Annotated in this window: 12 protein-coding genes; 4 read left to right on the forward strand and 8 right to left on the reverse strand. The window is 51.8% G+C overall.

The window, feature by feature from the left end; translation table 11 throughout:
* Positions 1-31 precede the first annotated feature (31 nt).
* From GJJ30_RS28100 to GJJ30_RS28110, 3 genes are all read right to left on the reverse strand, one after another.
* Complete coding sequence (locus GJJ30_RS28100) at positions 32-2,914, reverse strand: T9SS type B sorting domain-containing protein (protein WP_154178467.1); 2,883 nt, start codon at positions 2,912-2,914, stop codon at positions 32-34.
* 168 nt (positions 2,915-3,082) lie between these two features.
* Positions 3,083-4,081: a glycosyltransferase family 2 protein gene (locus tag GJJ30_RS28105; RefSeq protein ID WP_154178468.1), complete on the reverse strand. Its 999-nt coding sequence runs from the start codon at positions 4,079-4,081 to the stop codon at positions 3,083-3,085.
* Between the two features lie 91 nt (positions 4,082-4,172).
* Positions 4,173-5,657 carry a circularly permuted type 2 ATP-grasp protein gene (locus tag GJJ30_RS28110; protein WP_154178469.1) on the reverse strand — a complete coding sequence of 495 codons (1,485 nt, stop codon included), beginning with the start codon at positions 5,655-5,657 and terminating at the stop codon, positions 4,173-4,175.
* A gap of 249 nt (positions 5,658-5,906) precedes the next feature.
* On the opposite strand from GJJ30_RS28110, the gene GJJ30_RS28115 reads away from it, so the two are divergent.
* The 4 genes from GJJ30_RS28115 to GJJ30_RS28130 all read left to right on the forward strand — a co-directional run bounded on the left by GJJ30_RS28115 (position 5,907) and on the right by GJJ30_RS28130 (position 11,473).
* Positions 5,907-7,430, forward strand: coding sequence for a DUF5723 family protein (locus GJJ30_RS28115; RefSeq protein ID WP_154178470.1), 1,524 nt, complete (start codon positions 5,907-5,909; stop codon positions 7,428-7,430).
* A 213-nt stretch (positions 7,431-7,643) separates the two neighbouring features.
* Positions 7,644-7,976 (forward strand): PadR family transcriptional regulator, encoded by a 333-nt coding sequence (locus GJJ30_RS28120; RefSeq protein WP_154178471.1) that lies wholly within the window; start codon positions 7,644-7,646, stop codon positions 7,974-7,976.
* A gap of 130 nt (positions 7,977-8,106) precedes the next feature.
* On the forward strand, positions 8,107-10,737 hold the full coding sequence (locus tag GJJ30_RS28125) for an ABC transporter permease (protein WP_170299292.1): 2,631 nt from the start codon (positions 8,107-8,109) through the stop codon (positions 10,735-10,737).
* 160 nt (positions 10,738-10,897) lie between these two features.
* A complete protein-coding gene (locus GJJ30_RS28130; RefSeq protein WP_154178472.1) occupies positions 10,898-11,473 on the forward strand; it encodes a Uma2 family endonuclease in 576 nt (191 codons plus the stop codon).
* 377 nt (positions 11,474-11,850) lie between these two features.
* Here the strand turns inward: GJJ30_RS28130 and hslU are convergent, their stop codons facing one another.
* The 5 genes from hslU to GJJ30_RS28155 all read right to left on the reverse strand — a co-directional run bounded on the left by hslU (position 11,851) and on the right by GJJ30_RS28155 (position 16,639).
* Positions 11,851-13,251: an ATP-dependent protease ATPase subunit HslU gene (hslU, locus tag GJJ30_RS28135; protein WP_154178473.1), complete on the reverse strand. Its 1,401-nt coding sequence runs from the start codon at positions 13,249-13,251 to the stop codon at positions 11,851-11,853.
* 153 nt (positions 13,252-13,404) lie between these two features.
* Positions 13,405-14,454 carry a type IX secretion system protein PorQ gene (porQ, locus tag GJJ30_RS28140; protein ID WP_310588408.1) on the reverse strand — a complete coding sequence of 350 codons (1,050 nt, stop codon included), beginning with the start codon at positions 14,452-14,454 and terminating at the stop codon, positions 13,405-13,407.
* A 138-nt stretch (positions 14,455-14,592) separates the two neighbouring features.
* The gene (locus GJJ30_RS28145; protein ID WP_154178475.1) at positions 14,593-15,321 is read right to left on the reverse strand and encodes a hypothetical protein; all 729 of its coding nucleotides are present in this window, start codon (positions 15,319-15,321) and stop codon (positions 14,593-14,595) included.
* Positions 15,318-16,079, reverse strand: a complete 762-nt coding sequence (locus tag GJJ30_RS28150) for an LVIVD repeat-containing protein (RefSeq protein ID WP_154178476.1) — start codon at positions 16,077-16,079, stop codon at positions 15,318-15,320. Before GJJ30_RS28150 ends, GJJ30_RS28145 begins: the two co-directional genes overlap by 4 nt.
* Before the next feature lie 11 nt (positions 16,080-16,090).
* Positions 16,091-16,639: an LVIVD repeat-containing protein gene (locus GJJ30_RS28155; RefSeq protein ID WP_154178477.1), complete on the reverse strand. Its 549-nt coding sequence runs from the start codon at positions 16,637-16,639 to the stop codon at positions 16,091-16,093.
* Between the last annotated feature and the right edge of the window lie 82 nt (positions 16,640-16,721).

Here is a 16,721-nt window from a genome sequence, read left to right on the forward strand (position 1 = left end):
GTCTCACGTCTATCTTCTCACCTCTCATTCATTAATTTGCGCCGGATTCACGGAGCAATTCAACCCATCCTTTGACCACTTCAGCGGGAGCGGAGCAATTGACGCGGGCGAATTTGACGGTTACCTGATAGAGATAAACCCCACCCGGCACATCTTTGCCCTGGTTGTTCTTGCCGTTCCATTTCAGCGACACATCGCTGCTCTGATACACTTTGACGCCCCAGCGATTGACCACCGTCAATTCGGCCGACTGCACAAACCGGGGACAGTTCATCGGCTGGAATACGTCATTTTTACCGTCGCCGTTGGGCGTAAACACGTTGGGCATATTCAGGTACGGGCAGTTGTCCTTACAAACCCGGTTCGACGCCTTACTTTCCTGGCCGCTTCGGCTGACGGCCTTGACCTCATAACAGCCCGCAAACGACGTCAGATTCTCGTGACGGTACGTCATCGTCGGTGCGTTGACGGAAGCCAGCAGCGTCGGTTCCTGGCCTTCGCAGGGGGAATAATAGATGTTGTATTTGACAATGTTGCGGTCACAGTCACCGGTCGTTGGGTTCTGCCAGGTCAGATTATTGGCGAATGTGGTCTGGTTACAGAACGATTCGGGCGTCAGCGTGGCACAATTCAGCGTATCGACCGCCAGAATGGGCGGACACGGTTTGGTTGTATCCACCGGCATCGCGCAAATACCCTGCGAGAAATTGTTCAACTGGATCGTCGTCAGTGGTGCCGAATATTGCCCGACGGTTTCGACCCGGTAACAATAGCTGCTATCCACCGACATGGTCACCGGTTGAACGCCATCGGCGGCATAGGTGTCGGCCCCCAGATCCGTATATACATACGTGTTGGCGGTCGTAACCGGAACAATGGCGACCAAGTTGAACGGCCCGTTCGGGCCGGTTTTGCTGCGATACACCCGGTGTTGTTTATTATCGTTGCTCCAGGGCACATTGGCCTGCCAGCTTAACTGAACGCGTTTAAGTCCGCCCGTAGCCGTTAACCGCACCGAACTGGCATTATCCGTTACATCCAGCCGCTGAAGTTGACCCGTACCGGGATCGGTAAAGAAAAATTCGATCCGATACCGGTAGGCATTGGCCACAGTATTGAGTCCACGGTCGGTGTAAACCGTATCGGCAACGTTGGTTTGGAGGGTCGTATTGATGGCGGCAATCTGGGTAAAATCGGTGCCATTCAAACCGGTTGCCCGGAACAGGCGGTACTGGAACGGTCCGGTTCCGTCCTGCGGATTGATGCCCGGAGGGCGGGTCCAGCGAACGGTAATTACCCCTCTTGTATCGTAGGTGCTATCAACCGTAACGTGCGTAATCAAGGGAACCTGCTGGGGTAGATTCACGCAAACCTGCTCCGAAACGGCACTTTGTCCGTTGTTCGGGCTGGGCATCATAACCACAATCCGGTAACTGTATTGCACCCCCCGTTTGAGTCCCTGATTTTTATTGTTGTCGGTATAGGTCGTGCGGCTAATTCCGACGGTGTCAACCAACGTATAGCCTTTCGCGGCCAATTGTCCGGGCGTCGCACAAGGGTCAAAAGTCGCCTGATCACAGCCTTCCTTGCGGTAAATGGCCATTTTGGTGTTGGCGGGCAAAGCGGCCGCCCCGCAGGCGTAAGCCGCCCAGTTGAGGATAATCGCTCGACCGGCGGCATCAGCGGCCGGGCGCGCCGTCAGGTTCTGCGGTTTCGGCGCAAAGATCCGAATTCGGAAGGATTCAAGCGTGGCTAGCTGGGTCTGCCCGCTACCTCGCGGTAAATCGACGACCCGGAAAATGACATCGTAAGGCTCCCCGCGCACGTGGGCGCAATTGGTTTGCCAGCGGAATGTGCCCGTTGCCGGGGTGTTTTGGGCCGTAACCGGAGCAAACGTTGCAAAATCTCGGGCGATAATGGCCGGATTGTACACTTTGCCGTCGGGGCTGATGTTAAATGGGCCACCAAATGCTGACAGTTCCACCCGGTTTCCGTCGGGGTCCGTAGCGGTGATGTTCTGCTGAATCAAGGTTCCGGCCTCCACACAAATATCGTCGGGAACCACAATCGCCGGGCGTTTATTGGGCGAGGCCGTGACGATAATCTGCATATCGCGGATGATTTCCCCGATTTTCACCCCGTCGCGCCACTCTTCCACGATAAAAGCAATATTATACTGCCCCTGTTCAGCGGGAGCATCCCAACACACATCACCGGTTATCGCATTGACAGTTAGGGTGGCCGGACCGGTTCCGGCCTCGTTCACTCGGTTGACGCCAATCAGGGTTGGATCAGAATAACCCGCTACTGATTTCAGCGTACAGTTGCCCTGCTCATCGGCAATTTTTCCGGAAGGAACATAGAGCCGGTACGCCAAACTATCGCCGTCGGCGTCGTAAGCCGCCGGGTTGTGGCACCATTTCTGACCCACGCGGGCCGAATCCAATGGCGGATTTAATAAAACCGGGGTACTGTTCAAACCAAGTGCCGCGTTGACCACAATTGTCGTCTGGAGCTGAAAACTGGTTTGGATGGACGTCGGAATATTGCGAACGTTCTCGTTCCGGTTGGTAATCGTACAGGTGATCCGATAAATTCCGGGGCCGGGATAGGTATAAGTTGCGACGTACGTATTGGCCGTCGTCGCCCGGTTGATCACAATCCGGCTGGCTCGTTTGACTGCGACGGCGGGTCCGATACCGAAACAGAAGTACGACGGGTCCTGCTGATCACTGGCAGTTTTTCCCCCAATTTCATCGTGATAGGTTGTCATCGTGACCTCGTAAGTCAGTGAGGTATTCGAAATCCGACGAGTGGTAATTTCACCCGCCCGCAAGTGCGTTGCCTGCGTTTCTGTAATTGCCAGCAATCCAAAAAGCAAAGCCCACAGTGATGTGAGGAAATATGTTTTCATAACCGATTAAATGCTATACCTACAAGAACGTACAATTGCTTAGGTTGTGTATACGGTTTTCGGCCGACGGAGACAATAATAGCAATAAAGTTTGGGAGTTCAGGCGTTTAGTAAACTCAGAATTCCGGGATTTGTAAGTCACGGAAACCGGTTCTGCTTTTTTAAATCCTAGATTTTATAAAAGCCCTTCTGATTAAACAGCGTTTTCCAGAAAAACCGCAGGAAAATACCGACCTGCCGGGCAAATTCCCGCTGGTTGGCCAACTCCGAAAACGGGTTTTGCAACTTTAGCAGATTGACGGCAATTTTCCAGCCGAAAATAATGGGAATCAAGGTCAGATAATGGACGATCAGCACCAGATACGCGCCTGCGCCATATTGTTTCCGGACCCACAGCAGGTTTGAAACGTGCATCTGCGGTTTAAAACGATTGATATGCGTCACTTTGCGCTCCTGGTAGTCGGTGCTGCTGCCGTATTCCAGGTGAACGTAGAACGCATCGCGGAGAAGCAGGATTTTGCCCTGTTTACCCAGTCGCCAGCACCACTCCACGTCTTCGGCGTACATAAAAAAGTTTTCATCCAGGCCACCGGCCTTCTGAATGGTTTCCCGGCGCGTCATGATAAACGACCCGATGAGCCAGTCGACTTCATTCGGATCGGAATAGTGATTGTCGGGCAACAACCTGTGGAGCAGGCGCTTGAAAAAACCGGAACCGGGTACGATGTAGAAATACCGGCGGAGTTGCGAAAAACCGTCGTAGGCTTCGGTATGTACTTTTCCTTCCCGTGTAAGCTGCATGGGCCCCACCGCAGCTACTTCCGACCGGCTATCCAGCACATCGGCACAGCGTTTCAGCACATTGTCGACGAGTAAGGTATCGGAGTTGAGTAACAAAACCAGACGGCCCGTGGATTCGGCAATTCCGCGGTTATTGGCGCGCGAAAAACCGGAATTGTAGCCCATCTCGATCCAGCGCGTTTGGGGGAAAGCGTTCAAAACCGCCGATTGCCCGCTCGGATCGGGATCATTATTGACGACCAGTACCTCGTAAGTCAGACCCGATGTGTAGTTGGAAACCGAATGAAGACAATCGATGATCAGGAGGGGAGTTTTGTAATTGACGAGAATAATGGAGAGATCGGGATTCCTGAGTGCTTGCTGCATAAGCACAAATTAAAATGAATAATGAATAATGAACAATGAATAATGTACCGACCGGCCCTTCATTGTTCATTATTCATTGTTCATTATTCATTTAATACAAAACCCACGTGTCTTTTCCGCCCCCGCCCTGCGAGGAGTTGACCACCAGCGAGCCTTTGCGCAGGGCCACGCGCGTCAAACCGCCGGGAATCACGTTGATGCCGTCGCCGTATAAAATGTAAGGGCGCAGATCGACGTGACGGCCTTCCGTGTGATCCCCGACGAGGGTGGGAACGCGCGAAAGCGAAATCGTGGGCTGGGCAATGTAATTCCGCGGGTTGTCCTTGATTTTTTTCCGGAAAAGTTTGTGTTCGGCTTTGGTGGCTTTCGGGCCGATCAGCATGCCGTAGCCGCCCGCTTCGTTGGCTTCCTTCACCACCAGTTGCTCGATGTTTTCCAGCACGTATTTGCAATCTTCTTCCTCCCGGCAGATGTACGTCTGCACGTTCGGAATAATGGCTTCTTCGCCCAGATAATATTTGATGATGCGCGGAACGTAGGCATAAATCACCTTGTCGTCGGCCACGCCGGTGCCGGGCGCATTGGCTAGCGCCACCCGCCCTTTCTTGTAAACTTCAAAAATGCCGGGAATCCCGATCAGCGATTCCGGATTGAAGACGTGGGGATCAAGGAAGGTATCGTCGATCCGGCGGTAAATCACATCGACGGTCTGGAAGCCTTTGGTCGTTCGCATTTTGACATAACCGCCCGAAACCACCAGATCACGCGAATCGACCAGCTCGACGCCCATTTGCTGGGCCAGGTAGGAATGTTCAAAATACGCCGAATTATAAATTCCGGGCGTCAGGACCACCACGGTCGGGTCGGGCCGGTCGGCAATGTGCTGGAGCAATTGCAGCAGACGGGTCGGGTAATCGGAAACCGGTCGAACGCCCGTACGCGCCAGCACTTCCGGAAACGTCTGTTTCAACAGCTCCCGGTTTTCGAGCATGTACGACACGCCCGAAGGACAACGCAGGTTGTCTTCCAGCACCATAAACTGGCCGTCGTCGCCCCGGATCAGGTCGGTTCCGGTAATGTGGCACCAGATATCCTTGGGCGGTTTCAGACCCATACAGGCGGGCAGGAAGCATTTGCTCGATTCAATCAGGTCACGCGGTACAATATTGTCATTCAAAATGTGTTGATCATTATACACGTCGTGAATAAACAGGTTTATCGCCTGGATGCGCTGAATCAGTCCGCGTTCGACCCGGTTCCATTCATCAGAGGGAATCACCCGCGGAATGATGTCGATGGGCATGATGCGTTCGGTTCCTTCGCCTTCCGAATACACGTTGAAGGTGATGCCCATCGACATCAGGGCCCGTTCGGCGGCATGCTGGCGACCAATGACATCCTCCCGGCTCAGTTGTTCGACCCGCTGCTTAAACTGGTCATAACCCGAACGGACCTGGCCATCGGCCGTAAACATTTCATCGTAGAAGTTATCGGTTTGATAATCAGTAAAAGAAAAAGAATTTTCCTGTGATTGCGACTGCGTTTGGCCTCCTTGTGATTGCGATTGAATTTGCATAGGTGGGTTGGTAATTTTGGCGAATAAACCCTTAAAATTGCAATAATATACAAAATTATATATGGTTGATATTGAATAGGGGCAGATTTTTATTTATTTCGGCCGAAAGATTCCAATTTTGCCGTTAAATAACTGCCGCTTCATTTCCGTAAACATCATGTATCTTTAAAGACTCAACAACGCGTAACGGTTTGAATCATGTCTATTTTTAGTTGAATGAGAGGGAGATACGGTCGACTATTCACAACGTTGGCAATTCTGGGGTCGATTGTCCCGGCGATGGGCCAATACCTGACAGGAATTGTAAACAGCAATTACGGAGGTACGCAATCCATTTATCGCCACCCATCGGAGGTGGTCGATTCCCGCTATCGGGTTTACATCAATCTGGCAGCGACTGATCTATACGCTTCCAACAACTATGTCCGCTGGGTGGCACCTTTCCCGCTTGTCCGGTACCTGACCGGTCAGGTACCGGCCCAATACCGGACGGAACGCGGCAGGAGCCTGGGCCGAACCGGTTACCTGAAAGAACAACTGAACGATCGTGACAAGCGATTGACCCTCGGCGGAGAAGTGCGCGGGCCCTCGGCCCTCGTTACCATAAACGACCGATTTGGCGTTGCTTTTACGACGCGCGCCCGAACCGGTATTTCGTACCGCCGGACATCGGAAGAAACCGCCCGGTTGATGTTGTACGGAACCCAAATTGCTGAATTGCAGCGCGTTCTGAACGAAGGCCAGCACGGCATGGCGAACATCAATGGTTATGCCGAATTGGCGGCAACCTTTGGCGCCGTTATTTTCGACAACGATGACCGGTTTTTGAAGGCGGGGCTAACCATCAAGCGGGAAATCGGTTTTTATAACGCCCACATTCGGGTCGACGACGGCACGCACCAGATTATTCGCGACCCCAATGCGATTGGTTTTCAGGCGTTAAATGTTCGAAAATTCGACGGCGTTTATGGTTACACGAACCAGACGGCTTTTCAACGGGCCAGACTGTCGCCGGGATGGCTTTTTGGGAAACAGTCGGCCGGTGGGGGCTGGGGTTTCGACCTCGGGATAACGTATGAATACCGCCCTGACTTCCGCAGATATACGTACCGGGAACAAGGCGAAGTTCGCCGGGATCCAACCAAAAACAAATACCTTTACCGCATTTCGGCCTCACTCGTCGACATTGGCGGTATTCGCTTCCGGAACCCGGAAATGGTCAATTTGTATCAGGTTTCGGTTACCAATAAAATCATATCGAACACGACCTTCATTGGGGTGAAAACGCCCGACGAAATAAACGAGCGGGTTGTCAATTCGCTTGGTCTGCCGCTGATGAACCGGGCAACCTCGTACCGATCAGGCCTGCCTACGGCGCTGAATATCAGCGCTGATTATCAGTTCAAAGATCAGTTGTACGTCGGTTTTCTGTTGACCCAAAGCCTGGTTTCACCCAATGCCGTGGCCATGATAACGCCTTCGATGCTGGCCGTTGTACCCCGTTGGGAAAGCCGCTGGGCCGAGGTTTCCATGCCGATTGCGTTGCAGGACAATTATACCATGCCAACCATTGGGCTGGCCCTGCGGCTGGGTCCGGTATTCGCCGGAACTGATCATTTGGGCGGAATCGCCAATATTGGCAATCCGCGCGGAGCCAATTTCTACGCAGGAGCCACCATTCCGCTGTTCCGCCGGGGACCTAAAAATCCGAACGACTGCTATTTTCCTCCCCAGGAAGGCGGGTACTGGAAACGTTTTGGCCGACGGCGGTAAACCGGAAAGCGGTTTACCGTTTCCGGTTTTCTTCCTCTCCGAACTGTCCAGTTTAGTACAATACCGTGTCCGTTTCTGGACAAGATCCAAACTGATCTATCTTGAAAAACCGCCATTTCCTTGAAAAAAGGTGGTTTTTGCTCGTTGGTCTGCTATTTGCTATGCAAAAGAGTAAGATAAAATTTCTGACAGAACTGGTATCTCAATCACGAAATGAAAGGCACGCAATTAGGCGAATTTGAAGAATTAGTCCTGCTAACCATCGCGCTCCTTTTCGACGACGCCTACAGCGTGGCCGTCGTTGAAACCCTCAGCGAGAAGCTGGAACGGCCCATGAGCCTGGGTGCCGTTCACCGCACCATGCAGCGACTCGAAGAAAAGGGGATGGTCAGTTCCCGGTTTGGCGACGCCACCGCCGAACGGGGTGGTCGAAGCAAACGACTCTTTACCGTTACGCTGGCTGGGGAGCAGGCTTTGCGGGAAATGCGCCGTATTCGCAATGAGTTGTGGGCGGGCATTCCGAAAACCGCCTGGTCGGGATTGTAAATTAATGAACAATTAACAATTAATAATGAATGGTACGTGAGGTGAGATGTTACTGATAATCAGTTTTTTATATTCATTGTTCATTATTATTTGTTCATTACTAATTTTTCATTCATACGCATTCTTCCTCATGAAAAATAAACCGCCCCGCTGGGCCGAATGGCTGGTGGAACGTATTGCGGCCCCATACCTGCGCGATGAAATTCTGGGTGATTTGTCCGAACTGTTTCAGAGACGCGGGAATCGCTACGGTTATTCCAAGGCTCGGTTATTTTATTGGCTGGATGTCCTGCTGCTCATGCATCCCCGTCTCTGGCGCCGGAAACCCCGTTCCGTTGCGTATGCTCCCCAATTCACTGATTATCAAAACCCATCCCCACTGCTTATGTTAAGCAACTATTTTAAAATTGCCCTGCGAAAACTCAATCGCAACAAAGCGTATACCCTGATCAACGTTGTAAGTCTGGGACTTGGCATTGCCTGCGCCATTCTGATTTTTACGCTCGTGAAATACCACCTGAGTTTCGATACCTTCCATGCCAATAAGGACCGGATTTTTCGGGTATTTACGGAACTGCACGACAGTAAGACGCGCTATAATCCGGGCGTTCCGAACCCAATGGGCGACGCGCTCCGGAACGGGTTTACTGCCTTTGAAAAAGTAGGCCGGATTGCTTTTCTGGAAAAAAGAGTGGTAGAGATATCACCGAACAAAAAGTTTAAGGAAGATATCGCTTTTGCCGACCCGGAATTTCTGGAAATCACCAATTTCCCGCTGGAACAGGGAAATTCAAAAACCGCCCTGCAGGAGCGAAATACGGCTTTGATTACGGATCGGGTCGCTAAAAAATACTTCGGAGCCGAAGACCCGATCGGCAAGATCGTCCACGTCGATGATTCGTTGGTGGTCCGCATTACGGGTATTCTGCGGGACCTGCCGGCCAACACCGACATCCGCCCGGAAATGTACATTCCGTTTGGCAATTTGAAAGATCACACACCCTGGATGGTGGAAAAAGACTGGTGGTTCAGCGTCAGCGATGATATGCAATGTTATGTTCGACTCAAACCGGGTGTGTCGGCGGCTTCGGTCGATAACACGGTTCTTCCGGCGGTTTCGAGTAAATACTACGACGAAAAAATGGCGAAGTTTTTCCGGTTCAAACTCCAGCCTATTTCCGATGTTCATTTCAATCCGAACCTGAAGGGGAATACGGAGAAAAAAAATCTCTGGGCGTTTGGGTTGATCGGCCTGTTTCTCATCATCACGACCTGCGTCAATTTCGTCAATCTCTCTACTGCTCAGGCCCTTGGCCGGTCAAAAGAAATTGGAGTCCGGAAGGTGATGGGAAGCCAGCGGGGAGCGCTTTTCTGGCAGTTTATGACCGAAACCGCCCTGATTACCGGCATGGCTACGCTGGTTGCGTTTGGACTGGCGTATCTCGCGCTACCGGTCGTCAATCAATTGTTCGAAATCGACCTGACGCTCAATCCGTTCACCGACATCTACCTGATCACGTTTTTACCGGTTTTACTGCTGGTCGTCATCTTTATTTCGGGTTCTTATCCCGGCCTGATTCTGGCCCGTTTTCAGCCGGTTATGGCGCTGAAGGGCAAGCTGTCGCAACGCCAGTTGGGCGGTTTTTCGCTACGGAAGGGCCTGGTTATCACGCAATTCGCTATTTCACAATTGCTGATTATCGGAACGCTGGTGATCGCCAATCAACTCCGGTATTCGCAACAGGCGGATATGGGTTTTGAGAAAGATGCCGTGGTGATGCTGCCGGTTCCCGAGAATAAAAAGTCCACAATAAACACCCTGAGTGCGCAGTTTTCCGAATTACCGGGTGTGGAAAGCAGTACGTTTTTTGATACCGCACCCGCTGCGGAGGAGGTAGGAAGCACCGGCATTCAGTTTGATTCCCGAACCGAGTCCGAAACGTTTTCCATTGCGATCAAAGCCGCCGACGACCGGTTTGTGCCCACCTTTGAGATTCCGATGGTGGCAGGTCGGAACCTGAATCCGTCGGATACGATCCGGGAATACATTGTGAATGAATCTGCCGTAAAAGCGCTGCAACTTAAATCCAATCAGGAAGTAGTGGGAAAACGGGCGGTGATCAACGGGCGGCCGGGCACCATTGTCGGCGTGATGAAAGACTTCCACTACCGGTCATTTCACGTCGGGATTGAACCGCTCTGCATCACCACGAGGAGCGAAAATTACATGAACTGCGCGGTGAAGGTCAACCTGCGCAATTTGCCTGCCACCCTCGCCGGACTGGAAAAAAGCTGGTCGGCAATGTATCCGTCTTCCATTTTCACGTATCAGTTTCTGGATGAGGAAATTGAGCGGTTTTATAAGCTCGACACAATGATGCTCCGGCTAATTCAGGCGTTTGCCGGTATCGCCATTTTTATCGGTTGTTTGGGATTGTACGGCTTGATTTCGTTTATGGCGGAGCAAAAAAACAAGGAAATCGGCGTTCGCAAAGTACTGGGAGCCAGCGTTCCGAGCATTCTGTGGTTGTTCTGCAAAGAGTTTGCCCGGCTGCTGCTGATCGCGTTCGTGCTGGCGGCTCCGCTGGCGTGGTGGGTCATGAACGGCTGGCTGAATAATTTCGTGTACCGAATCGAATTGGGTGCCGGAATTTTCGCGCTCGCGATTGTAATCACCGTCGTTATTTCGGTTTTGACCGTCGGGTATCGATCGATGAAAGCCGCACTGATGAATCCGATCAAATCCTTGCGGTCGGAGTAAATTCTGAAACTGATAAAACCGCCTGTTCCAGCGACTAGCTGGAACAGGCGGTTTTACGGAATAAACTGGAAAGGTTGACAGCGCGAAACCCGGTTTATTTTGCCGAAATGACCCCGGTATTTTGGCGTTTTTATTTATATTCGCTTAAATGACAATAGCCATGCTGCAAACCACTGCTCCGGTATTTCCTCAGACGTTCGATGAATTCCTGAACTGGGAACCCGTCGATGGGTATAAATATGAATGGAACGATGGGGAGATTATTCGATTTTCAGGAATGAAGAAAAAGCAATATTACATCTATGATGTTTTGAACAGCCTTTTTATCGAAAAAAGTTATCATAAAATCGGAACATTCATGGCTGAACCTGACGTCATGTTAACCGCACTTCAAATGCGTCGGCCAGATATAGCTTATTTTACAAAAAAGCAGATTCAGCAAGGGCGGCAGGGAGAAGACGTTATTCCGGCTTTTGTCGTCGAGGTTCTTTCCGAAACGGATCAGGCTTATCGGATTGAAGAGAAAATTGCTGAATACTTCAAAGCGGGTGTGCAAGTGGTCTGGAACATCTTTCCGGATGCCGCAGTCGTTTACGTTTATACATCCCGCAAACAGGTTACCATTTGTCTGGACGATGACATTTGTTCTGCCGCACCGGTGCTTCCCGATTTTTCAATCCGGGTCAATGATCTTTTTGCCCCAACCGACGGAGAAAATCCCACACCAATTGCCTAAATCAGCAGTTTATGCCCGAAACCCGTGGGCAGTTTTAATTGCCATCTGCAAATTCTGAAGGGGAATAGTAGCTCATCTCAAACTGGATTTTGACAAAATCCATGCCCGTGGCCCGAAAATAATCCAGATGCTAGATGGCGGCATTGCCGGTTCGTTGCCCGGCCGGGAAATGCAGGAAAAAACCGGCCGGAACGTAATTTGCCGGGCCGGTTTTTTCCAGTACCTGCATCATCCATCAGATCGAGCTTCGATTTGGCAGGCGCATTGAGCAGGGGACCTGCAATGCTTTTCGATAATGAGCCAGCCGTGGCAGCTCCCAGCGTAGAAGCGCCAGGAAATTCGCGCCGATGGATTGATTTTCCCATATCCGTGGATACTTAAAGGATAAATTGGCTTAAATCCCGGTTTTTGACCAATTCATTCAGTTTTTCGCTGACCATTTCTTTCGTGATCGAAACCCTGGAATCCGGGCCGATGACGTCGGGAATATCGAACATGAAATCGTTCAGCAAATGACTCATGACGGTTTGCAGACGGCGCGCCCCGATGTTCTCGACTTCGGAATTGACCTGAAACGCAATCCGGGCAATTTCGCGCAGGGAATCCTCTTCAAAGGTCAGTTCGACCTGTTCCGACTGCATCATGGCGACGTATTGCTTAGTAAGCGCGTTTTTAGGCGCTTTCAGAATCTGGAAGAAATCATCCTCCGACAAACTTTGCAGTTCCACCCGAATCGGGAAACGGCCCTGCAATTCCGGAATCAGATCCGACGGTTTTGATACGTGAAACGCGCCAGCGGCCACAAACAGGATGTGATCGGTATTGATGCTACCATATTTGGTATTGACGGTGGTTCCTTCTACAATCGGTAGCAAATCGCGCTGCACACCCTCGCGGCTGACGTCCGGACCGCCCGAGCCGCTGCCCCGGTTGGTGGCAATTTTGTCGATTTCGTCGATGAAAATGATACCCGTATTTTCGGCCCGGCGGATCGCTTCGTCCTTCACCTCGTCCATGTCGATGAGCTTGGCGGCTTCTTCTTCCAGCAAAATTTTCTTGGCTTCGGCAATCGTCACCTTGCGTTTTTTGCCGCGCCGGGGCATCATGCCGCCGATCATTTCCTGAATATTCATCATCGACAATTCATCGACGGTTCCGCCGATCATGCCGATGTTGGGGGCCGCGCTCTGCTGAACGTCGATCTCAATTTTCCGCTCGTCCATTTCGCCCCTGCGGATTTTCTCCCGAAACCGCTCCCGGGTTCGCTCGTTCAACTCGGCGTCGGAATCCGGAATTTCGCCTTTTTCGTTGAGGTCTTCCAGTTGAAAACCAGCCGGTTGTTTGATGGGCGGTATCAGAATGTCGAGAATCATGTCTTCCACAATCTGCTGGGCCCGTGTCTTCACCTGTTCTTTCTTGGCGGCTTTCACCATGTTCACCGACTGCTCGACCAGATCGCGCACCATGCTTTCGACATCGCGCCCAACGTAACCAACTTCCGTAAATTTCGAGGCTTCCACTTTGGTAAATGGCGCGTCGGCAATTTTGGCGAGCCGCCGGGCAATTTCGGTTTTCCCAACGCCGGTGGCCCCAATCATCAGAATGTTGTTGGGCGTAATTTCCTGCTGCATATCGGGCGAACTATTCATGCGTCGCCAGCGATTGCGGAGGGCAATGGAGACATATCGCTTGGCGTCGTGCTGACCAATAATGTACTGGTCGAGTTCCGCAACGATCTGCCGCGGTGTTAAATCCTTAAGTGCTTGCTGTTGGGTCATAATTCAATGAATAATTAACAATGAATAATGAACGAGGAATAGAGAATGGATGCAGAGTGCCTGAACCCCCATTTTTCATTATTCACTGTTCATTGTTCATTGTTCATTGTTCACAAAGAAACGGAGTAAACTGTAATTTGTGCCGGGATTTAGTCATTTTTTTGGCAGGAAACGATTTAAATTGACCCGAAATGACAAATGGCTGCTTCCGCCCACCGACGGTGTGCCGAGGGAGCGGGCATAGGTCAACTGGAATCCTTTGGCCTGAACCGCCACCCCGAAGGATAAACCAGCGGCTCCCGAGCCGGTTGCCAGCCGGGCTTCCTGCCGACGCAGGTGGTTGTAGCCCGCCAGTAAATTAACATTCCGGTGAATCAGGAATTCCAGCCCAACGGCCAGATGCCGGACAATTTTCTCAGGAACCGCAATTTTCTTCGGAATCGGGTTGCCATTCAGATCGTAAGTGACATTCAGTGCCGGATCGTTGTACACAATATCAAGCTGGTGCAGGTGATGGGCCGTCAGGGTTGCGCGAATGGGCAAATGTTCCGGTTTAACGGTCACACCGGCCTGTAAATCAAAGGGTAAGTCCGGGCCACCGGCCTGGCCGGGGAAAAACGTTTTCAGCCGAAAACCGGCATTTTTGGCGACCAGCCCAAAGACGAGTTCCTTTTCGGGATGGCGCCAGGTGCCGCCCAGATCGAACAAAACCGCAAAGGCCGAATAAGTATCGATGGACGAACCGACGGCTTTGAGCGTCGCGCCGAGCGTGAAATTGCCTTCGGTTCGGGCGTGGGTGAGGCTCAAGGCGTAGTCGCTGGAGGTAAAAGTACCGGTTTGGTTTCCCAGTAGATCCGTCTGATCGAAGTTGCCATACGTCAAATATTGCAACCCGACGGCCCACTGCCCGTTACCCCGAACCGGTAAACCGTATTGCAGCGAATAATAGCGTGTATCGGCAAAATAAGGCACGAAATTCAACACCAGTTGTTGGCGGGCCGAAGTGTCGAGTAAGGCCGGATTTTGTAACGAAAACTGCCCTTCGGGTCGCGTATTCGAAGCCGCAAGTCCACCCAGAGCCGCCACGCGGGCATTCGTCGGAACGGACAGAAAAATAAAGCTATCCTGCCCGCCGGGCGGCTGAGCCAAAGCTAGATAGGTTGTTAGAAAAAGTATAAGAAGTAAATAGGATTTCAAAGGCAATTCGTTCGTTCAACATCCGCTCCTGCGCTGGTCACTAAGGTACAATACTTAAGGGACGGAGCAAAATAGGTTCAAATACCTGCTGGTTGAATAAAAGGCATCATCAACCCTCTGCCGCAACCCCTTTGCCCTAGCTTCTCACAAAACATAACCCAGTTTTATTCCCAACGTCGCGCTGGGCCGTAAACCGCCCTGTTGGTTGCTCCAGAAGAGAAAACCGGGCGAGCGAATGACGTCTTCGTTGGTCGAGTTAAACCGGTAAGGCGTAAGGCTTCGAAAGCCGAAACCGACGTAGAAATCGAGCAAAAACCGGTTGTCGCCGGGTAGCGTCAGGACGTACTGCCGACCAAATTTGGCGTGGATTCCCCAAACCGTGCGGTAGATCGGAAACGTTCCCTGTTCAAAATAGGCACAAGTGCCATCGACGCATTCCCGGCCCACCGCCGTTGTTTCCAAGGCGGTTATTTGTTTGAAAAACGTTTCGATCGCGAAATACCGGCCAATGGGCGCGTTGGCATAATGCGGTCGGCGGAACCGGTAATATCGGCCCGCATAGCGTCGCCATTCGGCGCGGCCGCGCCAGACTTCAAAATTTTCGTAATCCCTCCGCCGGGATGGGTACATATTAACCGCTTTCCAGCCATACCCAAATTCCGCCTGAACCGTATGGCGCGTGCTAAAGAGTCGCTCGGCCCCAAACTGAATCGTATTATCGGGGTCGAACAAAGCCAGTGGCGCAAACTTGACGACCCAGCGCGGAGGTCGATTCATAACCGGCGTCAGCGTATCGGGCAATAAAAACTGAGCCCAACCGATAGAAGGTAGCAACAGACACCAAATCAGCCCTTTCAAAAAACGATACGTCATTGGATTTCGACCGGTAATTTGCTGAGCAATGTCAGTTGCTGGGATGCGTCGTAGCGGTACTGGAAAATACCGTCTTTGCCGGTGACAATCAGCATCGAACGGTTCGGAATCACGTCGTAGGAGCGGATGTTATCGAAGGTTTTGATCAGTTGTAATTTAACCGGATCGGTCGCGTCGAAGACTTTCAGGCCGGAATCGCCCTCGGAAACGAACAGAAGATTACCGTCGATGCCCAGTCCGTGCGGATTCGTCATGGCAATTGAATTGACCTGAACGGGATTGGCCAGATTGGAAATATCGACCACTTCGAGCCGGTTCGGGCCGGAGTTGCAGGCCGTACCACTGCGGAGCGTCACGTAGGCATAGTTACCCTGCGCCACCACCGGATCGCAGCTGAAAATGTGCCGATACAAGGCTGTTTGCTGCGGTTTGGCCGGATTTTCCAGGTTCATGATGTACATCCCGGTTTGCGTCCCGATGAAGAGATGGCGGTTATACGGGAAGATCGTTTCGACGCCGAAACCCAGCGAAACTTTGCTGAGGCTCGTCGGCTGACCACTTTGCTGGACATCGTATACCTGCAAACTGTTTTGATTCACGACGTATAAATAGTTGCCTGCCACGGCAAACCGGGCCATCGAACCACCGGTTCCGCTGCCGCCGTTGGGATTGACCGCAACGCTGTCTTTGCTGCCCACTTCGGAACAACCCACCAGCGTTACTAACCCGATCAGAAGTATAAGGAGCTGATTTTTCATCACCTGGAAAGTTAGCGGTAGCATTTTGGGTTGGTGAGCGTAGCGATTTCCCAGCGGACAACAATTCCTTTGTCGCGGTTCGCGCACTCGAACTGCACCCCGCGCTGTTGTGGGTAGGAGGGATACGGGTAAGCATCTTTGACCCGCTTGAGCACCTTCACCTGGCGGGGATCGGAAATATCGAGGGCCACGAGGTCAACCGAATTATCGGCGTACAGCACCTCATCCTTGACGGCCATGTCGACGTTGCCCGGCACCGACACGAACGAAATCTTCTGCGGGTTGGCCGGATCGCTGTTGTCGACAATATGGATGCCCTTGCCCTGTTCGTTAATGAACAAAAAACCGCCTTTAATGTATATCTTTCCGGGGTTTCTGAGCGGCTGCGGGGCCAGTGTTTTAATCGTGCTGATTTCTTCGTAGGAAGCATAAACGGGGCGTAATGCCTGAACCGTACGTTCCGGCGCGGTATCACGGTTCGTTTCGCAGCCAAAAACCGCCAGGAACAGGAGGGGGACAGTAAACCGGCGAACCCAATTGGGAGTAGAGAGGTATGTCATAGAAAATGTGCAGGTTTGTGCCTGTAGGATACAAATTCGCTCAAAAACGTTGGATTCGTTAATAAAATTTATTTTTGTTGCT

This window comes from Larkinella terrae (genome assembly GCF_009668025.1).
GTDB classification, from domain to species: Bacteria; Bacteroidota; Bacteroidia; order Cytophagales; family Spirosomataceae; genus Larkinella; species Larkinella terrae.